Annotated in this window: 23 protein-coding genes and 1 other annotated feature; all 23 genes read right to left on the reverse strand. The window is 47.7% G+C overall.

The window, feature by feature from the left end:
* Positions 1–31: 31 nt before the first annotated feature.
* Positions 32–298: a 30S ribosomal protein S17 gene (gene rpsQ, locus BLV22_RS14255; RefSeq protein ID WP_091616709.1), complete on the reverse strand. Its 267-nt coding sequence runs from the start codon at positions 296–298 to the stop codon at positions 32–34.
* Positions 299–322: 24 nt separating this feature from the next.
* Complete coding sequence (gene rpmC, locus BLV22_RS14260; protein WP_091616711.1) at positions 323–526, reverse strand: 50S ribosomal protein L29; 204 nt, start codon at positions 524–526, stop codon at positions 323–325.
* A complete protein-coding gene (gene rplP, locus BLV22_RS14265) occupies positions 516–950 on the reverse strand; it encodes a 50S ribosomal protein L16 (RefSeq protein WP_022794475.1) in 435 nt (144 codons plus the stop codon). The genes rpmC and rplP overlap by 11 nt, the downstream gene beginning before the upstream one ends.
* Before the next feature lies 1 nt (position 951).
* Positions 952–1,611 (reverse strand): 30S ribosomal protein S3, encoded by a 660-nt coding sequence (gene rpsC / locus BLV22_RS14270; protein WP_091616712.1) that lies wholly within the window; start codon positions 1,609–1,611, stop codon positions 952–954.
* 3 nt (positions 1,612–1,614) lie between these two features.
* Entirely contained in the window at positions 1,615–1,956 is a 342-nt protein-coding gene (gene rplV, locus BLV22_RS14275) for a 50S ribosomal protein L22 (protein WP_022794473.1), read from the reverse strand.
* 23 nt (positions 1,957–1,979) lie between these two features.
* Entirely contained in the window at positions 1,980–2,258 is a 279-nt protein-coding gene (rpsS, locus tag BLV22_RS14280) for a 30S ribosomal protein S19 (RefSeq protein WP_022794472.1), read from the reverse strand.
* A gap of 60 nt (positions 2,259–2,318) precedes the next feature.
* The gene (gene rplB / locus BLV22_RS14285; RefSeq protein ID WP_022794471.1) at positions 2,319–3,158 is read right to left on the reverse strand and encodes a 50S ribosomal protein L2; all 840 of its coding nucleotides are present in this window, start codon (positions 3,156–3,158) and stop codon (positions 2,319–2,321) included.
* Positions 3,159–3,190: 32 nt separating this feature from the next.
* Complete coding sequence (gene rplW / locus BLV22_RS14290; RefSeq protein WP_022794470.1) at positions 3,191–3,478, reverse strand: 50S ribosomal protein L23; 288 nt, start codon at positions 3,476–3,478, stop codon at positions 3,191–3,193.
* On the reverse strand, positions 3,478–4,101 hold the full coding sequence (gene rplD, locus BLV22_RS14295) for a 50S ribosomal protein L4 (RefSeq protein WP_091616714.1): 624 nt from the start codon (positions 4,099–4,101) through the stop codon (positions 3,478–3,480). The genes rplW and rplD overlap by 1 nt, the downstream gene beginning before the upstream one ends.
* An 18-nt stretch (positions 4,102–4,119) precedes the next feature.
* Positions 4,120–4,761: a 50S ribosomal protein L3 gene (gene rplC / locus BLV22_RS14300; RefSeq protein WP_091616716.1), complete on the reverse strand. Its 642-nt coding sequence runs from the start codon at positions 4,759–4,761 to the stop codon at positions 4,120–4,122.
* Positions 4,762–4,804: 43 nt separating this feature from the next.
* On the reverse strand, positions 4,805–5,116 hold the full coding sequence (gene rpsJ, locus BLV22_RS14305; RefSeq protein WP_027847395.1) for a 30S ribosomal protein S10: 312 nt from the start codon (positions 5,114–5,116) through the stop codon (positions 4,805–4,807).
* 321 nt (positions 5,117–5,437) lie between these two features.
* Positions 5,438–6,628 carry an elongation factor Tu gene (tuf, locus tag BLV22_RS14310; RefSeq protein WP_022794466.1) on the reverse strand — a complete coding sequence of 397 codons (1,191 nt, stop codon included), beginning with the start codon at positions 6,626–6,628 and terminating at the stop codon, positions 5,438–5,440.
* A gap of 130 nt (positions 6,629–6,758) precedes the next feature.
* A complete protein-coding gene (gene fusA, locus BLV22_RS14315; protein WP_091616718.1) occupies positions 6,759–8,837 on the reverse strand; it encodes an elongation factor G in 2,079 nt (692 codons plus the stop codon).
* A gap of 51 nt (positions 8,838–8,888) precedes the next feature.
* Positions 8,889–9,359: a 30S ribosomal protein S7 gene (gene rpsG, locus BLV22_RS14320; RefSeq protein ID WP_091616720.1), complete on the reverse strand. Its 471-nt coding sequence runs from the start codon at positions 9,357–9,359 to the stop codon at positions 8,889–8,891.
* 35 nt (positions 9,360–9,394) lie between these two features.
* On the reverse strand, positions 9,395–9,817 hold the full coding sequence (rpsL, locus tag BLV22_RS14325) for a 30S ribosomal protein S12 (protein WP_091616722.1): 423 nt from the start codon (positions 9,815–9,817) through the stop codon (positions 9,395–9,397).
* A gap of 117 nt (positions 9,818–9,934) precedes the next feature.
* Entirely contained in the window at positions 9,935–10,186 is a 252-nt protein-coding gene (locus BLV22_RS14330) for a 50S ribosomal protein L7ae-like protein (RefSeq protein WP_091616724.1), read from the reverse strand.
* 77 nt (positions 10,187–10,263) lie between these two features.
* Entirely contained in the window at positions 10,264–13,881 is a 3,618-nt protein-coding gene (gene rpoC / locus BLV22_RS14335) for a DNA-directed RNA polymerase subunit beta' (protein WP_091616726.1), read from the reverse strand.
* 122 nt (positions 13,882–14,003) lie between these two features.
* Positions 14,004–17,543 (reverse strand): DNA-directed RNA polymerase subunit beta, encoded by a 3,540-nt coding sequence (gene rpoB / locus BLV22_RS14340; protein ID WP_091616728.1) that lies wholly within the window; start codon positions 17,541–17,543, stop codon positions 14,004–14,006.
* Between the two features lie 575 nt (positions 17,544–18,118).
* Positions 18,119–18,715 carry a class I SAM-dependent methyltransferase gene (locus BLV22_RS14345; protein ID WP_091616730.1) on the reverse strand — a complete coding sequence of 199 codons (597 nt, stop codon included), beginning with the start codon at positions 18,713–18,715 and terminating at the stop codon, positions 18,119–18,121.
* A 104-nt stretch (positions 18,716–18,819) separates the two neighbouring features.
* Positions 18,820–19,182, reverse strand: a complete 363-nt coding sequence (gene rplL / locus BLV22_RS14350; protein WP_091616732.1) for a 50S ribosomal protein L7/L12 — start codon at positions 19,180–19,182, stop codon at positions 18,820–18,822.
* A 52-nt stretch (positions 19,183–19,234) separates the two neighbouring features.
* Positions 19,235–19,744, reverse strand: a complete 510-nt coding sequence (gene rplJ, locus BLV22_RS14355; RefSeq protein WP_091616772.1) for a 50S ribosomal protein L10 — start codon at positions 19,742–19,744, stop codon at positions 19,235–19,237.
* Between the two features lie 44 nt (positions 19,745–19,788).
* Positions 19,789–19,942: a sequence feature (ribosomal protein L10 leader region), on the reverse strand.
* A gap of 101 nt (positions 19,943–20,043) precedes the next feature.
* A complete protein-coding gene (gene rplA / locus BLV22_RS14360) occupies positions 20,044–20,742 on the reverse strand; it encodes a 50S ribosomal protein L1 (protein ID WP_022794456.1) in 699 nt (232 codons plus the stop codon).
* A gap of 120 nt (positions 20,743–20,862) precedes the next feature.
* The gene (rplK, locus tag BLV22_RS14365) at positions 20,863–21,288 is read right to left on the reverse strand and encodes a 50S ribosomal protein L11 (RefSeq protein ID WP_022794455.1); all 426 of its coding nucleotides are present in this window, start codon (positions 21,286–21,288) and stop codon (positions 20,863–20,865) included.
* Positions 21,289–21,306: the final 18 nt, after the last annotated feature.

Raw genomic sequence — 21,306 nt, forward strand, 5'->3', positions numbered from 1 at the left:
GGTCACGGTACCTCCTTTCTTTAAAAACGATTTAAAGAATAACTGATTCTTCTATTACTTTCACGAGACGAAAACGCTTGTCTTTCGACAGCGGGCGGGTTTCCATGATCTGGACGATGTCGCCAACTTTTGCAGTGTTTTCTTCATCGTGGGCTTTAAACTTTTTGGAGTCTCTGACACGTTTGCCGTACAACGGGTCTTTTTTATACGTTTCAACAACAACGGCAATCGTTTTATCCATTTTATCGGATGTCACGCGGCCGCTATAAACCTTACGGTTGTTACGTTCTTCAGCCATATTGGTTTAACCTCCTTTTTCCTTTTAGCCTTTGTTCATCCCGAGTTCACGTTCACGCAAAACGGTTTTGGCACGTGCAATATCTTTTCTTACAGTACGGATGCGGGCGGGATTTTCCAACTGACCGGTCGCTAATTGAAAACGAAGGTTAAAAAGTTCTTCTTTCAGACTTTTTGTTTGATCTTCGATTTCAACTGTGGTTAGATCTCTCAATTCATTAGCTCTCATTTGCCTCACCACCCACTTCTTCGCGTTTCACAAATTTCGTTTTAATCGGTAACTTGTGAGCTGCAAGTCTCAACGCCTCACGGGCAATTTCTTCGTTAACCCCGGCAATTTCAAACATGATCTTTCCTGGTTTTACAACAGCTACCCAGCCTTCAGGAGAACCTTTACCGGAACCCATGCGGACTTCGAGTGGCTTCGCTGTGTATGGCTTGTCCGGGAAGATTTTGATCCAGACTTTACCGCCACGTTTCATATAACGAGTCATAGCAATACGTGCGGATTCGATCTGGCGGTTCGTGATCCAGGAAGCTTCCACTGCCTGCAGTCCGTACTCGCCAAAAGTGATTTCTTTGCCGCCTTTTGCACGGCCTCTCATTTTGCCACGGTGTTCGCGACGATATTTTACGCGTTTTGGCAATAACATATTATTTGCCTCCTTCCTCTTTGTTCGTTCCTTTCGTTGGAAGGACTTCTCCGCGATAAATCCAGATTTTTACACCCAGTTTACCGTACGTTGTATCTGCTTCAGCGGTGCCGTAATCAATATCTGCACGCAACGTATGGAGAGGTACTGTTCCTTCACTGTATCTTTCAGAGCGGGCGATGTCTGCGCCGCCTAGGCGTCCGTTAACTTCTGTCCGGATCCCTTTTGCTCCTGCGCGCATCGTACGTTGAATAGACTGTTTCATTGCACGACGGAAAGAAATACGATTTTCAAGCTGGCGGGCAATGTTTGCCGCTACGAGACGGGCATCCATATCTGCCTGCTTTATTTCTGCGATGTTAATGTGCACCCGCTTGTTAGTCAGGTTATTTAACTCTTTACGAAGTGCTTCTACTTCCGAACCACCGCGGCCGATAACCATTCCTGGTTTCGCAGTATGGATCGTAATATTCACACGGTTTGCCGCACGTTCGATTTCTACAGTAGAAATAGAAGCGTCAACGAGTTTCGTTTCGATGTGACGGCGCACTCTGTAGTCTTCATGAAGCAAAGTCGCGTATTCTTTTTCCGAATACCATTTCGATTCCCAATCACGGATGACTCCAACACGAAGTCCGATAGGATTAACTTTTTGTCCCACGCGTTATCCCTCCTTTTTTTCTTCGACGATTACAGTAATGTGACTCGTACGTTTGTTAATGCGGCTTGCGCGCCCCATTGCACGTGGGCGGAAACGTTTGAGTGTTACTCCTTCGTCTACGAATGCTTGGCTGATGTAAAGATTTTCTGGTTCCATCTCATAGTTGTGCTCTGCGTTGGCGATAGCAGAGTTGATAACTTTCTCAACAATCGGAGACGCCGATTTTGGCGTGTTCTTAAGGATGGCAATAGCTTCTCCGACGGATCTTCCCCGGACTAGGTCTATCACAAGACGAGCCTTGCGGGGGGCGATACGGATCTGCTTTGCTACTGCTTTTGCTTCCATGTTTCTTTACCTCCCCTCAGGTCTTATCTTTTCGTTTTTCTATCGTCATTTTTATGGCCTTTAAACGTTCTCGTTGGTGCGAATTCACCAAGCTTATGGCCTACCATATCTTCAGATACATAAACAGGTACGTGCTTGCGTCCGTCGTACACTGCAATCGTGTGGCCGACAAATTCCGGGAATACTGTGGAACGGCGTGACCAGGTACGAATAACTTCTTTATTGTTCGAATCGTTTAGTCTCTCGATTTTATTCATCAAGTGCAAGTCGACGAAAGGTCCTTTTTTTAAACTACGACCCATGAGAGAACCTCCTTTCGCGATTAACCTGCGATTCCGGAGAACCGCAGCTTCATCTTTTTATTATTTTTTCTTACGGCGACGGCCCCGTACGATATATTTATTAGAATCTTTATTGCGTTTTCTTGTTTTATAGCCAACTGCAGGCTGACCCCAAGGGGATACAGGTGCAACGCGTCCGATTGGCGCACGGCCTTCACCACCACCGTGTGGGTGATCGCTAGGGTTCATTGCGGAACCACGAACGTGTGGACGTTTGTTTAACCAACGGGAACGTCCGGCTTTACCGATGTTCACCAGTTCATGCTCCACGTTTCCAACCTGTCCGACAGTTGCACGGCAGGAAGCAAGGATTAGACGGGTTTCACCGGAACGAAGACGCACGAGTACGTACTTGCCTTCTTTACCGAGAACCTGGGCTTCTGCGCCAGCGGAACGAACGAGCTGTCCGCCGCGGCCCGGCTTCAATTCAATGTTATGAATAACAGTACCTACCGGAATATCACGAAGGTCCAATGCGTTACCAAGTTTGATATCTGCACTCGAACCAGCCATGATTTCCTGGCCAATTTTCAACCCTTTTGGAGCAAGGATGTACCGTTTTTCGCCATCAACGTAGTTGATAAGCGCGATATTTGCTGAACGGTTTGGGTCGTACTCGATCTCAGCAACTTTGCCTGGTACGTCGTTTTTATTACGTTTGAAGTCAATAACACGGTATTGACGTTTATGCCCGCCGCCCTGGTGACGACTGGTCATACGACCCTGGTTATTACGACCGCCTTTTTTGTGAAGCGGTTCAAGCAGCGAACGTTCTGGTGTTTCTGAAGTTACTTCGCTGTGCTTGTTTACCGACATGTGACGGCGGCCGTTTGTGGTCGGTTTATACTTTTGGATAGCCATGCTCATTACCCTCCTTCGTATCTATTTGTTAATTAAGCACCTTCGAAGAATTCAATATCTTCGCTATCAGCTGTAAGCGTCACGATTGCTTTTTTACGGTTGGGTTTGTACCCTTCATGACGGCCAAAACGACGGAATTTACCTTTTTTGTTCATTGTATTTACCTTTTCTACCTGAACATCAAAGATTTCTTCAACCGCGTTTTTGATTTGGAATTTATTAGCTTTCACGTCTACTTCAAACGTGTATTTCTTTTCATCCATCAAGTCAGCGGAGCGTTCTGTAATAACGGGTTTTTTAATCAAGTCACGTGCTTCCATTATGCGAACACCTCCTCTACTTTCTTCACGGCGTCCTGTGTCATAACCAATTTGTCATGTTTAACAACGTCCAGGACGTTCACACTGCCTGCCGTGAGGAATGTTACGTTAGGAAGATTGCGTGCAGACAGACCGACAGTTTCGTCGTCGTTGCCGGTAACAATCAATACCTTCGTATCAATGGAAAGAGAAGAAAGTACTTTAACCATCTCTTTCGTTTTTGGAGCATCGAACTTCAGCTCATCAAGCACGACAAGATCATTTTCCTGTGCTTTGCTTGCGAGTGCTGATTTGATAGCCAGACGGCGAACTTTTTTCGGAAGCTTGTAGCCGTAAGATCTTGGCGTCGGACCGAACACGATACCACCTTTCACCCATTGCGGGGAACGGATGGAACCTTGACGGGCCCGGCCTGTGCCTTTTTGGCGCCATGGCTTGCGTCCGCCACCACGGCGTTCGGAACGGTTTTTTACTTTATGCGTTCCTTGTCGTAATGATGCTTGCTGCATGATTACTGCGTCATACAGAACATGCTCATTTGGTTCAATACCGAAAACAGTGTCTGCTAATTCGATATCTCCTACGCGGGAACCGGTTTGGTTTAGTAAATCTACTGTTGGCATCTTGCGCCCTCCTTTCTATTATGCTTTTTCAGTGTTGACTTTCACAGCGTTCTGTACTGTTACATAGCTGCGTTTCGCACCAGGAACGTTGCCTTTAACTAAAAGCACGTTACGCTCGGTATCTACTTTAACAATCTCCAGGTTCTGTACTGTAACCGTGTTGTTACCCATACGTCCTGGGAGCTTTTTGCCTTTCAATACGTGGTTAGGGTCGATAACACCCATTGCACCAGGGGCACGGTGGAAACGGGAGCCGTGCGTCATTGGTCCGCGGGCTTGGTTATGGCGCTTGATAGCACCTTGGAACCCTTTCCCTTTGGATTTTCCAGTGACGTCTACGATATCTCCTTCTGCAAATGTTGCTACACTGACCTCTTGACCAACCTCGTAATCCTCTGGGTTTGTCCCGCGGATTTCTCTAACGAAGCGCTTGGGGGTCGTGTTTGCTTTATCAGCATGTCCTTTTTCCGGTTTAATTACGCGTGCTTCTTTTTTGTCGTGGAAACCTAGCTGAATAGCTTCGTATCCATCGGACTCAGTAGTTTTCTTTTGAAGCACAACGTTTGGTTCTGCTTCAATGACCGTAACTGGAAGCAGTTCGCCGTTTTCTTTAAACAGTTGCGTCATGCCGAGTTTTTTACCCAAGATTCCTTTGGCCATGAGTCACACCTCCTAATAAATTTTGGTTTTCATATATTTGTTATTATAATTTGATTTCGATGTCTACACCCGACGGTAAATCTAAACGCATAAGCGAATCTACCGTTTGCGGCGTTGGCGTTAAAATGTCGATTAAACGTTTATGTGTACGCATTTCAAACTGCTCACGAGCATCTTTAAATTTGTGCGTAGCACGAAGAATTGTATAAACAGATTTCTCTGTTGGCAATGGAATCGGTCCAGAAACACCTGCACCAGAACGTTTTGCCGTGTCTACAATCTTTTCAGCGGATTGATCCAACACTCTGTGATCATACGCTTTTAAACGAATACGAATTTTTTCATTAGCTGCCATTAAAAGCCCTCCTTCTCGTCCGATTTTACAGACATACTCCGCGAAAATTTCCTCACACCTGGTCATGGCAATGGACCCGGGTGTGTCAGCAACCTTCCGCATCATCGCCTGACCGTGGGTGGATATAGAAGTATTTCTATGTCTCCCATGGTCACACTTCATCTATTATAGTGATCGTTCGCCTTTTACGCAAGGGTTTTTTCAAAAAAATCTCGATACATCTCCCCCTTTTTCTCTTTTACCTTTAAGAGCCTTTATTAATATGGAAGAAATAAAAAAACCTCTAATGCTTTTCAGCATTAGAGGAGAATAATCGGGTGATTATTTTTGGATAGTAGAAACAACGCCGGCGCCAACTGTACGGCCGCCTTCACGAATAGAGAACTTAGTTCCTTCTTCGATAGCGATTGGGTTGATAAGCTCAACTGTCATTTCTACGTTATCGCCAGGCATTACCATCTCAACGCCTTCAGGCAGCTGGATGATACCAGTTACGTCCGTAGTACGGAAGTAGAACTGTGGGCGGTAGTTAGAGAAGAATGGAGTATGGCGTCCACCTTCGTCTTTGGAAAGCACATAAACTTCTGCTTTGAAGTTAGTGTGTGGAGTAATCGAACCTGGCTTTGCAAGAACTTGGCCACGTTTGATGTCATCACGGGAAACACCGCGGAGAAGCGCACCAATGTTGTCGCCAGCTTCTGCATAGTCAAGAAGCTTACGGAACATTTCCACGCCAGTAACCGTGGATTTGCGGGAGTCTTCATCGATACCGATGATTTCAATTTCATCCCCAACGTTAAGAACACCACGTTCAACACGGCCAGTTGCAACTGTACCACGGCCTGTGATAGAGAATACGTCCTCTACAGGCATCATGAACGGCTTGTCTTTGTCACGGTCTGGAGTTGGAATGTAGTTGTCTACAGCTTCCATCAGTTCAAGAATTTTGTTTTCATACTCTTCGTCGCCTTCAAGGGCTTTCAGAGCAGAACCGCTGATGATTGGTACATCGTCACCAGGGAAGTCATATTCGGATAAGAGGTCACGAACTTCCATTTCTACGAGTTCGAGAAGCTCTTCGTCGTCTACCATGTCAACTTTGTTCAAGAAAACAACGATGGATGGTACACCAACCTGACGGGAAAGCAGGATGTGCTCACGAGTCTGAGGCATTGGGCCGTCAGCTGCGGACACAACGAGAATCGCTCCGTCCATTTGAGCTGCACCAGTGATCATGTTTTTAACATAGTCAGCGTGACCTGGGCAGTCAACGTGTGCATAGTGACGGGAATCAGTTTCGTACTCTACGTGTGCAGTAGAGATCGTAATTCCACGCTCACGCTCTTCAGGTGCACCGTCGATTGCATCATAAGCCATAGCCGTTCCGCGGGAATATTTTTTGTGAAGTACCGTTGTGATCGCAGCAGTCAAAGTTGTTTTACCATGGTCAACGTGACCGATAGTACCAATGTTCGCATGCGTTTTCGAACGGTCGAATTTTTCTTTTGCCATTATAATTGTCCTCCCTTTATTTCAGGTAATTAATGTTGTATAGCAGCCAGGCGGGCGCTGCTATCAGTAAACGCCCTACCTTAGCTTACAATAAATCGGTCATGCATACAATCATCAAGCCGCCGGATTTTTACTGTCCTGTAGCCTGCTTGATAACATCTTCAGAAACACTCTTTGGCACTTCTTCGTAATGATCGAAGAACATGGAATACGTTCCGCGGCCCTGCGTATTGGAACGAAGAGTCGTGGCGTAGCCAAACATCTCAGCAAGAGGTACAAACGACCGGATAACCTGAGAGTTGCCCCGTGCTTCCATACCATCTACACGGCCGCGGCGGGATGTTACATCACCCATGACGTCGCCCATGTATTCTTCTGGAACCACGATATCTACTTTCATCAACGGTTCAAGCAGTACCGGCTTACATTTTTGCTTTGCTTCACGCAGAGCCATGGAAGCCGCAACTTTAAATGCCATCTCGTTAGAGTCGACATCGTGATAGGAACCATCAAAAAGAGTAGCTTTTACGTCGATTACCGGATAGCCGGCAAGCATGCCGCTTTGAAGGGAATCTTCAATACCGGACTGCACGGAAGGTACATATTCACGAGGTACCACACCGCCGACGATTTTGTTTACAAATTCAAAGCCGGCGCCTTCTTCGTTTGGCTCAAATTTAACCCAAACGTGTCCGTACTGACCGCGTCCACCGGACTGACGTACGAATTTACCTTCGCAGTTAGCTTCCTGGCGGATTGTTTCACGATAGGATACCTGAGGGGCACCTACAGTCGCTTCTACTTTGAATTCCCGTTTCAAACGGTCAACGATAATATCAAGGTGAAGCTCACCCATACCTTTGATGATCGTTTGTCCGGTTTCTTCGTCTGTTTCTGTCTGGAAGGTTGGATCCTCTTCTGCAAGCTTTCCGAGAGCGATACTCATTTTATCATGGTCCGCTTTCGACTTCGGCTCCACAGAAAGGGAAATAACCGGTTCAGGGAAGTCCATCGATTCAAGCACGATATTGTCTTTTTCTGCCACAAGGGTGTCACCGGTACTCGTATCTTTCAAACCGACACCCGCTGCAATATCCCCGGCATATACCGTTGAAATTTCTTCACGGGAGTTTGCGTGCATTTGAAGGATACGGCCGACGCGCTCACGTTTATCCTTAGTGGAGTTTTTGACATACGACCCGGAACTGAGTGTACCGGAATACACACGGAAGAAAGTCAGCTTACCGACATAAGGGTCTGTCGCCACTTTAAAGGCCAGCGCAGAGAACTTCCCGTTGTCGTCTGCCGGGCGCTCTTCCTCTTCTTCCGAATCCGGATATTTACCTTTAATAGCAGGAACATCCAATGGAGATGGAAGATAGTCGAGCACGGCATCGATCATAAGCTGAACACCTTTGTTTTTAAAGGCAGAACCACAAAGTACTGGATAAAACTCAACGTTCAGCGTTCCTTTACGGATTGCCAGTTTGAGTTCTTCATTTGTGATTTCTTCTTCTTCAAGGTATTTCATCATAAGATCTTCATCAAGTTCTGATACAGCTTCTACCAGCTTCTGGCGGTATTCCTGCGCCTGCGCCTGATATTCTTCCGGAATTTCACGTGCTTCCGCACGGGTTCCGAGATCATCAAGGTAGTAGTAAGCCTGCATTTCGATAAGATCAATAATTCCTTCAAAATTATCCTCAGCACCGATCGGAAGCTGAATTGCCTGAGCATTCGCTCCGAGACGCTCTGTCAGTGTGCTTAAGGAATAAACAAAATCCGCTCCTACCTTGTCCATCTTGTTAACAAAAACAATACGTGGAACATGGTAGGTAGTTGCCTGGCGCCATACAGTTTCTGTCTGTGGCTCCACGCCGGACTGCGCATCCAATACAGCAACAGCTCCGTCAAGCACACGCAGGGAACGCTCTACCTCTACGGTAAAGTCTACGTGGCCCGGAGTGTCGATGATATTGATACGGTGGTTTTTCCACTGGGCTGTCGTCGCAGCGGAGGTGATAGTAATACCACGCTCTTGTTCCTGCGACATCCAGTCCATTTGAGAAGCACCTTCATGGGTTTCACCAATTTTATGGATACGACCCGTGTAGTAAAGAATACGCTCTGTTGCTGTCGTTTTACCAGCATCAATGTGAGCCATGATTCCAATATTACGGGTTTTTTCCAAGGAGAATTCACGTGCCATGGACTTTCTTTCTCCTTCCATTCATCAAAGTAGTATTTTCCGCGGTAGTGCTTACCAGCGGTAGTGAGCAAACGCTTTGTTTGCTTCAGCCATACGATGAGTATCTTCACGACGCTTAACAGCAGATCCTGTGTTGTTGGAAGCATCAAGAATTTCATTTGCAAGACGCTCTTCCATGGTTTTCTCTCCACGAAGACGGGCGTAGCTTACGATCCAACGAAGTGCCAGAGTCGTACGACGATCTGGTTTAACTTCGATTGGTACTTGATAGTTGGCTCCCCCTACGCGGCGGGCTTTTACTTCCAATACAGGCATAACGTTTTTCATAGCCTGATCAAAAACTTCCATCGGCTCCTGGCCGGAACGTTCTTGTACAAGGTTAAATGCTCTGTATAAGATGTTTTGCGCTTTTCCTTTTTTACCATCATTCATTACACGGTTGATCATGCGTGTAACAAGCTTGGAGTTATAAATAGGATCAGGCAGGACATCGCGACGTGGTACTGGTCCTTTACGAGGCATAAATCCCCCTCCTTTCTTTTATTATGAATAAGCAGTTATTTTTTCTTTTTCTTGCCGCGTTTAGTTCCGTATTTGGAACGGCTTTGCATGCGGTTTTGTACACCAGCAGTATCAAGGGCGCCACGAACAACGTGATAACGCACACCAGGAAGGTCCTTAACACGGCCTCCACGGATCAATACTACACTGTGCTCCTGGAGATTGTGACCAATACCAGGGATGTATGCTGTAACCTCGATTTGGTTAGTAAGGCGCACACGTGCGTACTTACGAAGAGCCGAGTTTGGTTTCTTCGGAGTAAGTGTGCCTACACGAGTACATACACCACGTTTTTGCGGAGCATTTTGATCTGTTGGGATTTTACGCAAGCTATTGTAACCTCGGTTCAATGCCGGAGAGTCAGTCTTTTTAGTCTTCATCTGACGGCCTTTACGAACCAGCTGATTAATAGTTGGCATAGTTGTGTTCCTCCTTTCCGACTAAGTTATTTCAAGACCACCGTTCCAGGTGGTTCATTGATAAGCAAAATGAAAGTTTTTGCCGATGAGATCCGAAATCCCACCAGCAAAAACTCGTTATTGCTTTTTTAAAGCGATCGTAGCCGCTCCTACATCAATTCCGCAAGCTTTTCCAAGTTTTTTCATCGAATCGACAAACTGGATGGAAACACTGCTTTCATTTGCTGCATTAAGAATACGCTGCTGAATTTCTGCAGCGGCATCCTCTGCCACAATGATTTCGGAAGCTGTGCCATGTTCAATCGCTTTAAGCGTTTGTTTAGTTCCAATTAAAACTTCGTCAGCCTGTGTTACTTTTTCATAAGACATCATTCATCCTCCAAAGCACAGGAGCTTAACGCACCTTAGATAGCATATCACCGCGTTTTTGCGATGTCAACACTATTTCATTCCGACGAATATACTTCTTCGCCCGTTTCCTGCATTTCCTGAACGGCTTCTTCCGGGAGAACCTGTTCGAGGCTGCGGTAACGCTGCATGCCTGTACCAGCCGGAACCAGTTTCCCGATAATAACGTTCTCTTTCAGACCTAACAGCTCGTCGCGCTTGCCGCGAATGGCTGCGTCCGTAAGAATTCTTGTCGTTTCCTGGAACGAAGCGGCCGAAAGGAAGGAATCCGTTTCAAGCGATGCTTTCGTAATACCAAGAATGACCGGCTGGCCGACGGCTGGCTGATGGTGTTTTCGAAGTGCTTCACGGTTTGCTTTTTCAAACGCATGTACTTCCACCAGACTGCCAGGCAGAGCGTCGGTATTACCGGAATCGGTAATCCGGATTTTACGGAACATTTGACGGACCATTACTTCAATGTGCTTGTCGCCAATTTCAACGCCCTGCATGCTGTATACTTTCTGAACTTCTTTCAGAAGGTACTGCTGCACCTGGTCGAGTCCGGTTACTTTCAGCAGCTCTTTCGGATCGATCGAACCTTCAGTAAGAGCCTGGCCTACTTCTACCTGGTCTCCCACTCCTACGCGGAGGCGGGCACCGTACGGAGTTGTATAGGAGCGGCTTTCAAGCGCGCCCTGCACCGTAACTTCTTTTTTATCCGTCAGATCTTTCACATCGACAATTTCGCCGGAGAGTTCAGAAATGACAGCCTGCCCTTTCGGATTACGGGCTTCAACAAGCTCCTGGATACGAGGAAGACCCTGGGTAATGTCATCCCCGGCTACACCGCCTGTGTGGAACGTACGCATGGTAAGCTGGGTACCCGGCTCGCCGATGGACTGGGCAGCGATGATTCCTACTGCTTCGCCCACTTCAACGTCGGCTCCTGTGGCAAGGTTCCGGCCGTAGCATTTTTTACAGACGCCGTGATGCGTATCGCACGTAAAGACAGAGCGGATAACGACTTTTTCGACGCCGGCTTCTTCAATAATACGGGCCGAATCTTCATTCAGAAGCTCGCCTTTTTGAGCCAGTACTTCGTTCGTTTCAGGATGACGCACTGTTTCAAAGGCTACACGGCCGATCAGGCGATCCTGAAGTTTTTCAATGATTTCGTTGCCTTCACGAAGCGTTGCTACCGAAAGTCCGCGGTCGGTGCCGCAGTCATCCTCACGGATGATAACGTCCTGGGCCACATCCACAAGACGACGGGTCAGATAACCCGAGTCGGCAGTTTTAAGCGCTGTGTCGGCCAGACCTTTACGCGCACCGTGCGTGGAAATAAAGTACTCAAGCACGGTAAGACCTTCACGGAAACTCGATTTAATCGGGAGCTCGATGATCCGTCCGGATGGATTGGCCATCAGTCCGCGCATACCTGCAAGCTGCGTAAAGTTCGAGGCGTTACCACGGGCACCGGAGTCACTCATCATAAAGATAGGGTTACGAATATCAAGCGTACCCATGAGTTTTTCCTGAATGACGTCTTTGGCACTGCCCCAGATGCTGATGATTTTATCGTAGCGCTCTTCTTCGGTAATCAAACCGCGCCGGAATTGTTTCATTACCCGCGAGACCTGTTCTTCCGAATCCGTCAGCACGTCCTGTTTGTCCGGAAGTACAACAATATCGGAGATACCAACAGTAATGCCTGCTTTTGTAGAGTAATGGAAGCCAAGGTCCTTCATACGGTCAAGCATTTTCGACGTTTCAATGATCTGGAAGTTCTTAAACACCGCTGCGATGATGTCCCCAAGGAAGCCTTTTTTAAATGGCTGTATGAGTTCGCGGTTTTTAAATTCCTCTTTCACATCTGTCGTGCTCGGTACTACATATTTTTCCGGAAGCTCCTGCTCGAGGTTCAACGCTGTCGGCTCATTCACGTAAGGGAACGATGTCGGCAGGATTTCATTGAAAATGAGCTTTCCTGGCGTCGTTAAGACGAGCTTGCTCATCTCTTCTTCACTGAAGTTGGTTTTATTTAACGCACGTACCGGCAGAGCAATCCGGGTATGCAGATGCACATAGCCGTTTTGATAGGCAGTGAGCACTTCTTTTATATCGTTAAAGATAGAACCTTCGCCCATCGCGTTTTCACGCTCAAGTGTCAGGTAATAGTTTCCAAGCACCATGTCCTGAGATGGTGTAACAACCGGCTTGCCGTCCTTAGGGTTCAGGATGTTCTGCGCTGCAAGCATGAGCACGCGGGCTTCTGCCTGCGCTTCTGCCGAAAGCGGTACGTGGACAGCCATCTGGTCCCCGTCAAAGTCGGCGTTATACGCTGTACATACGAGCGGGTGAAGTTTGATGGCGCGTCCTTCGACCAGCGTCGGTTCGAACGCCTGAATACCAAGTCGGTGAAGCGTTGGCGCACGGTTTAAAAGAACCGGGTGTTCGCGGATAACGTCTTCAAGCACGTCCCAGACTTCCGGATGCACGCGCTCCACTTTCCGCTTCGCACTTTTAATGTTGTGTGCAAGGCTCCGGTTTACGAGTTCTTTCATTACAAACGGCTTGAACAGTTCAAGCGCCATTTCTTTAGGAAGCCCGCACTGATACATTTTCAGGCTTGGCCCGACCACGATAACAGAACGACCGGAGTAATCGACACGCTTACCGAGAAGGTTCTGGCGGAAACGCCCCTGCTTCCCTTTAAGCATATGTGAAAGAGATTTTAGCGGACGGTTCCCGGGACCAGTAACCGGACGACCGCGGCGCCCGTTATCAATCAAGGCGTCGACAGCTTCCTGAAGCATCCGTTTTTCGTTTTGTACGATGATGCTCGGTGCTCCCAGATCAAGAAGACGCTTCAAACGGTTGTTCCGGTTAATGACGCGGCGGTACAAATCGTTTAAGTCCGAAGTGGCAAACCGGCCGCCGTCAAGCTGAACCATAGGACGGATTTCCGGAGGCACCACCGGCAATACGTCGAGGATCATCCATGCCGGGTTGTTGCCGGAATGGCGGAACGCTTCGAGTACTTCCAGGCGCTTAATCGCCCGGGTACGACGCTGTCCCTGAGCTGTTTCGAGTTCTCCTTTTAAGCCGTGCACTTCTTTTTCAAGATCAATATCCTGAAGAAGCTTGCGGATAGCTTCTGCGCCCATTTGAGCAGAGAAGGTTTTTCCGTACTTATCGTAATATGCGCGGTACTCTCTTTCGGAAAGAAGCTGCTTGTATTCAAGCGGTGTCTCCCCTGGTTCCGTTACTGTATAGGAAGCAAAATAAATAACTTCTTCGAGCGAACGCGGGGACATATCAAGGACAAGTCCCATGCGGCTCGGAATACCTTTAAAGTACCAAATGTGAGATACCGGAGCTGCCAGTTCGATGTGGCCCATACGTTCCCGGCGCACTTTCGAACGGGTAACTTCTACCCCGCATCTGTCACAGACTACGCCTTTATAGCGAATACGCTTGTATTTGCCGCAGTGGCATTCCCAGTCCTTGGTGGGACCAAAAATACGCTCGCAGAACAGCCCGTCTTTTTCCGGTTTTAACGTCCGGTAGTTGATCGTTTCTGGCTTTTTCACTTCGCCGTGTGTCCAGGAACGAATTTTTTCCGGAGAGGCAAGTCCAATTTTCATATATTCAAAGTTATTGACGTCTATCAAGAGGTCGACCTCCCTTTCAATCTATAAAGGTGGCATGGCTGAAAGAGGGACAAGAGGTGCCTACAAAAAGCTGAAAAGCTTTTAATTAGACACCCCGTGTTCTCCGTTTTACCGATGAGACCTTATGCGTTTTCCGTGGACTCGATTCTAAGATTTAAGTTATCTCCGGGTTGTTCATCTTCGTCATCGAGTTCTTTCATTTCGATTTCCTCTTCATTGCTCGAGAGCATTTTCACATCCATGCCAAGGCTTTGAAGCTCTTTAATCAGAACTTTAAACGACTCAGGAACGCCAGGCTCCGGAACGTTTTCCCCTTTAACAATCGCTTCGTACGTCTTCACACGACCGACAACGTCGTCGGATTTCACCGTGAGAATTTCCTGCAGCGTATAAGCTGCGCCGTACGCTTCAAGGGCCCATACTTCCATTTCCCCGAAACGCTGGCCGCCGAACTGCGCTTTACCACCAAGCGGCTGCTGGGTAACAAGGGAGTAAGGTCCGGTTGAACGGGCGTGAAGCTTGTCGTCAACCATGTGGGCAAGCTTGATCATATACATGACCCCGACTGAAATACGGTTGTCAAAGGTTTCCCCTGTACGTCCGTCATACAATACGGTCTTTCCGTCCCGGGCGAGACCGGCTTCCTGAATGGTTTCCCAAACGTCTTCTTCACGGGCACCATCAAATACCGGTGTTGCCATATGAAGGTTCAGAGAACGGGCCGCCATGCCCAGGTGCATTTCAAGCACCTGTCCGATGTTCATACGCGAAGGCACCCCGAGAGGATTCAGCATGAGATCAATCGGTGTTCCGTCCGGCAGGTAAGGCATATCTTCTTCTGGAAGAATACGCGAAATAACACCTTTGTTTCCGTGACGGCCGGCCATTTTATCCCCTTCGTGAATCTTACGCTTCTGCACGAGGTATACCCGGACAAGCTGATTCACTCCCGGCGGAAGTTCATCCCCATCTTCACGGTTAAAGATTTTTACGTCGAGTACAATGCCGTCTGCGCCGTGAGGAACCCGAAGCGAAGTATCCCGTACTTCACGGGCTTTTTCCCCGAAGATCGCGTGAAGCAGACGTTCTTCTGCGGAAAGCTCTGTCATGCCTTTTGGCGTTACTTTCCCAACAAGAATGTCGCCATCCTTCACTTCCGCACCTACGCGGATAATACCGCGGTCATCCAGGTCCTTCAGCGCTTCTTCGCCGACGTTTGGAATGTCACGGGTGATTTCTTCCGGTCCGAGCTTAGTATCGCGGGCTTCTGACTCGTATTCATCGACGTGAATGGAAGTGTAAACGTCGTCTTTTACTACCCGCTCACTTAGGATAACGGCGTCTTCATAGTTATAGCCATCCCAGGTCATAAAGGCAGTTAACACGTTACGGCCCAATGCCATTTCCCCGTTGTCCATCGACGGACCGTCTGCAAGTACTTCGCCTTTTTCTATACGGTCCCCGTCTTTAACGATCGGACGCTGGTTGTAGCTTGTTCCCTGGTTGGAACGGACGTATTTCATCATACGGTATTTGTCGATATCTGTTTCGACTTCTTTTCCGTCTACATCTTCAATACGGCGGATCCAGATTTCACGTGCGGATGCCCGCTCGACCACGCCTTTGTGACGGGCGATGATGGCTGCACCTGAATCCTTTGCCGAAACGTATTCCATGCCGGTACCTACAAGAGGAGCTTCCGGCTCAAGAAGCGGCACTGCCTGACGCTGCATGTTCGCTCCCATCAATGCCCGGTTGGAGTCATCGTTTTCAAGGAATGGAATACAAGCCGTCGCAGCTGAAACTGCCTGCTTTGGTGATACGTCCATATAGTCGATTTTTTCTTTTGGAACGATCGTGTTATCCCCGCGGAAACGGGCGATAACTTCCTCATCGGCAAACGTACCGTCTTCAGCGAGTGAAGCGTTCGCCTGCGCGACTACGTAGTTGTCTTCTTCATCGGCAGTAAGATAGTCACACTGCTCGGTGACCACTCCCGTATCTGGATCCACACGGCGGTAAGCTGTTTCAATGAAGCCGAATTTATTTACCTTGGCGTAGCTTGATAAGGAGTTAATCAAACCGATGTTCGGACCTTCCGGCGTTTCGATCGGACACATACGCCCGTAGTGGGAGTAGTGGACGTCACGGACTTCAAAGCCGGCACGTTCACGGGTCAGACCACCCGGTCCAAGCGCTGACAGACGGCGTTTGTGCGTCAGCTCAGCCAGAGGATTTGTCTGGTCCATAAACTGCGAAAGCTGCGAGCTTCCGAAAAACTCTTTAATAGAAGCAATCACCGGACGGATATTGATAAGCGCCTGCGGCGTGATGGAGCTTGGGTCCTGAATGGACATACGCTCACGTACGACACGCTCCATACGGGAAAGCCCAATACGGAATTGATTCTGAAGCAGCTCCCCGACGGAACGGAGACGACGGTTGCCCAGGTGGTCGATATCATCTGTCCGGCCGACGCCGTGAAGAAGATTGAAGAAATAGTTAACCGAAGCAATCATGTCTTCAGGAGTAATATTCTTCGTATCATGGTCAATATTTCCGTTACTGATTACGTTAATTTCACGGTCTTCGCCTTGACCGTCATCTGCATAAATCTTAATAGACTGTACGTCCAAATCTGCATCTTCCACCACTCCACCGGAAACGGTGTACCGTTTAAATCCAAGATTGTTTTCCAGGTACGGCATCAGACGGTCCAATGTCCGGCGGTCGAGCATCGTGCCCGATTCGGCAATGACTTCTCCCGTTTCTGGGTCAGCTAGCGTTTCTGCTAAACGCTGGTTGAATAAACGATTTTGGATATGAAGTTTTTTATTCATTTTATAACGCCCGACATTTGCGAGATCGTACCGCTTCGGATCAAAGAAGCGCGTGTTTAATAAGCTCTTCGCGCTATCTACCGTTGGCGGCTCTCCAGGGCGGAGACGTTCATAAATTTCGAGAAGGGCTTTTTCGCTTCCTTCTGTATTATCCTTTTCGAGCGTATTCCGCAGGTACTGGTCTTCGCCCAGAAGATCGATAATCTCCTGATCCGAACCAAACCCAAGCGCGCGAAGGAGCACGGTAACCGGGATTTTCCGGGTACGGTCAATACGAACGTGAACGACGTCTTTTGCATCTGTTTCAAGCTCGAGCCATGCACCGCGGTTTGGAATAACGGTCGCGGTGTGCCCGCGCTTGCCGTTCTTGTCTACTTTATTATTAAAATATACGCTTGGTGAACGTACGAGCTGGGATACGATAACACGCTCAGCCCCGTTTATCACAAAAGTGCCTGTGTCGGTCATAAGCGGGAAATCACCCATGAATACTTCCTGCTCTTTTACTTCACCGGTCTCTTTGTTCATCAGGCGAACCTTGACCCGGAGCGGTGCAGAATATGTGGCATCGCGTTCTTTTGATTCATCGATCGGATATTTAGGCTCCCCTAAATTATAGTCAATGAATTCAAGCACCAAGTTTCCGGTAAAATCTTCAATCGGCGAAATGTCCTGAAACATTTCGCGAATACCTTCATCTAGAAACCATTGATAAGAAGCCGTCTGAATCTCAATGAGGTTGGGAAGGTCCAACACTTCATTGATTCGGGCATAGCTTCTCCGCTGGCGGTGACGTCCAAATTGAATAAGTTGACTTGACAACAGATTCACCCCTCAAATCTCGCATGATATCCGCCTGTTTTAAAAACAAGCGTTTTTCCAAGGCAATTATCGGTAATATAGCTAAATAGTGATAAATGCAGAGACGCGTCGTCATGTAGACGGACGGCTCTTTCTGCTCTGATAACATCGCCTGCGTATCAGAACACAGAGAACAGCCCGCGCACACACGTCGTCGTTAAAAAAGTTTCACAAACCGAATAGCCAGTTTGAGAACGCTGATCGATTCTCCCTGACTTATATTGATTATCTTAAATGGAATTGTTTTTCCTAATACTTATTACGATCGATTCTCCCATTTCTCATTCGAGTGTGTTAGAATAAGAAGGAATCAAAAGCACAAACGTTCTCGTTTTAATGGATAAGCTTGCTGCAACCGTAATTCAGCCCAGCCGTGAAGTGGCAAATAGAAAAGAAATGGATGATACTTCTTACGGTATCACCTGATTTAATAAGTAGAATATTACATGTAGTTTGGCGCGTATGGATACTTATACGCATTAAATTATAATACCATATCAAAACAGCACCGTCAACTTCTGATGGTGCTGTTTTATTTATTTACGCGCACGAAAAATATAATAACCCTTATTCTTTTTCACGTTTTTCACAACCGGAAACAGTTCGTTAAGCTTTTCCTTAGCTGACGGGGCTCCCTGCTTTTTTTGAATGACAATCCAGCATTCGCCTCCCGGCCTCAGCGCTTCGTAAGCTTCTTCGAATAGCCGGTGCACCACTTTCTTCCCGGCCCTGATAGGGGGATTTGTTAAAACCGCTGCCGCTCCTCCTTTATAGGCGCTGAACAAATCACTCTCCACCGCCTCCGCATTATCCAACTGGTACCGCTGGATATTTTTCTTTGCCAGTTCCACGGCGCGTTGATTGATGTCAAAAAGCAGAACGCTTCGGGTAGTTTCTTTGGCGAGAGTAACTCCCACTACGCCGTAACCACATCCAACATCTACAATGTCTCCGTCTACATCCGGCCATTCAAAGGTTTCAAGCAGAGTCTCCGTACCAAAATCCACTGTTTGTTTCGAGAAGACTCCACTGTCTGTAATAAATGACCAGTCTCTCCCCCGAAGCTCTGTATGAATGACTTTCTCGTTGCTCGCTGCGCTTGGATTTGCATGAAAATATTGTTCACCGCTCATAGCATCGCTCCGTTCTAATTATTGGAATATTATCATAGCAGGAGCACACAGTTTATTGCAATAAAAAACTCACCCGCACAGGTGCGGATGAGTTTATAGAAAGCTTACTTCAATTCGATAGAAGCGCCTGCTTCTTCGAGTTGACCTTTCATTTCTTCAGCGTCTTCTTTAGAGACTTTTTCTTTCAATGTGTCAGGAGCTCCGTCTACCAATGCTTTAGCTTCTTTCAAGCCAAGACCGGTGATTTCACGGACAACTTTAATGACGTTGATTTTAGAGGAACCAGCGCTTTCGAGTACTACGTCGAATTCTGTTTGCTCTTCCTCAACGACTTCACCGCCGCCACCGCCAGCTGCTACTGGTGCAGCTGCTGTTACGCCGAATTCTTCTTCAATTGCTTTTACTAATTCGTTCAATTCCAGAACGGACATTTCCTTAATCGCATCAATCATTTCTTGATTACTCATGGATAATCCTCCTCTTAATATTAATATTTAAGCCGATTTAAACGCCGGTTGGTTAGGCGCTCTCTTCTTCTTCTTCTTTTTGCTCTGCCACTGCTTTTGTAGCCAGTGCGAAGTTACGGATTGGCGCCTGCATAACGCTAAGCAGCATAGCCACAAGTCCATCGTGGGATGGAAGGCTTGCCAATTCCTTGATCTGCTCCTGGGAAACAACGCTGCCTTCAATGACACCCGTTTTGATTTCCAGCGCTTCGTGATCTTTAGCGAAATTGTACAATACTTTCGCAGGTGCTACTGCATCTTCCTTGCTTGTCGCAATTGCCGTAGGACCTACCAGGTGTTCGTTCAACTCGTCTTTCAGATTCACGTCTTCTGCTGCACGACGTGCCATTGTATTTTTATATACTTTGAAATCAACGTCTGCTTCCCGAAGCTGCGCACGCAATTCTGTGATTTCCGACACGTCCAGACCGCGATAGTCTACCAATACGGTTGATACGCTGTCCTTCAGCTTAGCCGCGATTTCATCAACAACCGCCTGCTTTTGTTCGATTACTTTGCTCATCCGTTCCACCTCCTGCCATTCTTTATTGTTTGCCGCCTGCAACCGCAGACACAAAAAAATCTTCCTGTCCAATTAGCAGACACGAAGACACTACTCCCGTAAAACGCGTCAAAGCGTTCAATGTATAGGAATGGTACCTCGGCAGGACGTTTAAGTGCTGTGCACCCCTGCTGTCTGCGGCAACAATATAAAATTGTTGGCTGATCCGTCATTTAGTATAAATGGAAGCAGCACCCGGGTCAAGAGCTTTTTCAAGATCGCCCGGGAGCTGCCGACAAACAAAAGTATTACGGTTTAATTTATGCGAATTTCAACGAAGAAGTGCTTACTTTAACGCCAGGACCCATGGAAGTCGTTACAGCAACGCCTCTCATGTACGTTCCTTTAGCAGCTGCCGGCTTTGCTTTTTGAAGCGCGTCGGCAACCGTGTTGAAGTTTTCCACCAGGCTTGCAGTATCAAAGGATACTTTGCCGATTGGCGCATGGATGTTACCGGACTTATCGACACGGTATTCCACTTTACCTGCTTTAATTTCTTCAACAGCTTTTGTAACGTCCATTGTAACCGTACCAGTTTTCGGGTTAGGCATAAGGCCTTTTGGTCCGAGGGTACGGCCCAATTTCCCTACCTGGGCCATCATGTCAGGAGTGGCTACTACTGCATCAAAGTCAAACCATCCCTGCTGCACTCGGTTCACCAGATCTTCTTCTCCTACATAATCAGCGCCGGCCGCTTCTGCTTCCTGGGCTTTTTCGCCTTTAGCAAAAACAAGCACGCGCTGGCTTTTTCCTGTTCCGTTTGGAAGTACAATCGCGCCACGGATCTGCTGATCGTTTTTACGCGGATCAATTCCAAGACGAAACGCTACTTCTACCGTTGCATCAAAGTTTACGATCGATGTTTTCTTCGCAAGCTCAATCGCCTCTTCAGCATTGTACTGCTGCTCCTGGTCGATGAGCTGCGCCGCCTCGCGGTATTTTTTACCTCTTTTAGGCATTGTTTTTCCTCCTTGTTGTGGTTTAACGGTAAGACCTCCCACTAGTAAAGGTTGCGAGCCGTCCCTTCGGCAAGAGCGTCAGAGGCGTCCACACAACCTTCAGCAAGGCAAATCTCTCAATTAGTCTTCAACGTTTAAGCCCATGCTGCGGGCTGTTCCTTCAACCATACGCATTGCTGAATCAACGTCAGATGCGTTCAAATCCTGCATTTTCGTTTCAGCAATCTCACGAACCTGATCCCGGGTTACTGAACCAACTTTGTTGCGGTTAGGCTCACCGGAACCGCCTTTGACTCCAGCTGCTTCTTTAAGAAGTACAGGAGCTGGCGGAGTTTTCGTAATAAAAGTGAACGAACGGTCTTCATAGACACTGATTTCTACAGGAATGATTGTCCCTGTCTGCTCCTGTGTACGAGCGTTGAATTCTTTACAGAATCCCATGATATTCACACCGGCTTGACCAAGCGCTGGGCCTACCGGTGGTGCCGGGTTCGCTTTACCAGCCGGAATTTGAAGTTTAACAACCTTCTCGACTCTTTTAGCCACGCGACACACCTCCTTCGT

It is taken from the genome of Marinococcus luteus (assembly GCF_900106595.1).
In the GTDB taxonomy this organism is placed as follows: Bacteria; Bacillota; Bacilli; order Bacillales; family Marinococcaceae; genus Marinococcus; species Marinococcus luteus.

Excerpts from the sequence above, each read along its gene's own strand:
- rpsQ (WP_091616709.1), bottom strand. The coding sequence starts at position 298 with ATGGCTGAAGAACGTAACAACCGTAAGGTTTATAGCGGCCGCGTGACA.
- rpmC (WP_091616711.1), bottom strand. The coding sequence starts at position 526 with ATGAGAGCTAATGAATTGAGAGATCTAACCACAGTTGAAATCGAAGAT.
- rplP (WP_022794475.1), bottom strand. The coding sequence starts at position 950 with ATGTTATTGCCAAAACGCGTAAAATATCGTCGCGAACACCGTGGCAAA.
- rplV (WP_022794473.1), bottom strand. The coding sequence starts at position 1,956 with ATGGAAGCAAAAGCAGTAGCAAAGCAGATCCGTATCGCCCCCCGCAAG.
- rpsS (WP_022794472.1), bottom strand. The coding sequence starts at position 2,258 with ATGGGTCGTAGTTTAAAAAAAGGACCTTTCGTCGACTTGCACTTGATG.
- rplB (WP_022794471.1), bottom strand. The coding sequence starts at position 3,158 with ATGGCTATCCAAAAGTATAAACCGACCACAAACGGCCGCCGTCACATG.
- rplW (WP_022794470.1), bottom strand. The coding sequence starts at position 3,478 with ATGGAAGCACGTGACTTGATTAAAAAACCCGTTATTACAGAACGCTCC.
- rplD (WP_091616714.1), bottom strand. The coding sequence starts at position 4,101 with ATGCCAACAGTAGATTTACTAAACCAAACCGGTTCCCGCGTAGGAGAT.
- rplC (WP_091616716.1), bottom strand. The coding sequence starts at position 4,761 with ATGGCCAAAGGAATCTTGGGTAAAAAACTCGGCATGACGCAACTGTTT.
- rpsJ (WP_027847395.1), bottom strand. The coding sequence starts at position 5,116 with ATGGCAGCTAATGAAAAAATTCGTATTCGTTTAAAAGCGTATGATCAC.
- tuf (WP_022794466.1), bottom strand. The coding sequence starts at position 6,628 with ATGGCAAAAGAAAAATTCGACCGTTCGAAAACGCATGCGAACATTGGT.
- fusA (WP_091616718.1), bottom strand. The coding sequence starts at position 8,837 with ATGGCACGTGAATTCTCCTTGGAAAAAACCCGTAATATTGGAATCATG.
- rpsG (WP_091616720.1), bottom strand. The coding sequence starts at position 9,359 with ATGCCTCGTAAAGGACCAGTACCACGTCGCGATGTCCTGCCTGATCCT.
- rpsL (WP_091616722.1), bottom strand. The coding sequence starts at position 9,817 with ATGCCAACTATTAATCAGCTGGTTCGTAAAGGCCGTCAGATGAAGACT.
- BLV22_RS14330 (WP_091616724.1), bottom strand. The coding sequence starts at position 10,186 with ATGTCTTATGAAAAAGTAACACAGGCTGACGAAGTTTTAATTGGAACT.
- BLV22_RS14345 (WP_091616730.1), bottom strand. The coding sequence starts at position 18,715 with ATGAGCGGTGAACAATATTTTCATGCAAATCCAAGCGCAGCGAGCAAC.
- rplL (WP_091616732.1), bottom strand. The coding sequence starts at position 19,182 with ATGAGTAATCAAGAAATGATTGATGCGATTAAGGAAATGTCCGTTCTG.
- rplJ (WP_091616772.1), bottom strand. The coding sequence starts at position 19,744 with ATGAGCAAAGTAATCGAACAAAAGCAGGCGGTTGTTGATGAAATCGCG.
- rplA (WP_022794456.1), bottom strand. The coding sequence starts at position 20,742 with ATGCCTAAAAGAGGTAAAAAATACCGCGAGGCGGCGCAGCTCATCGAC.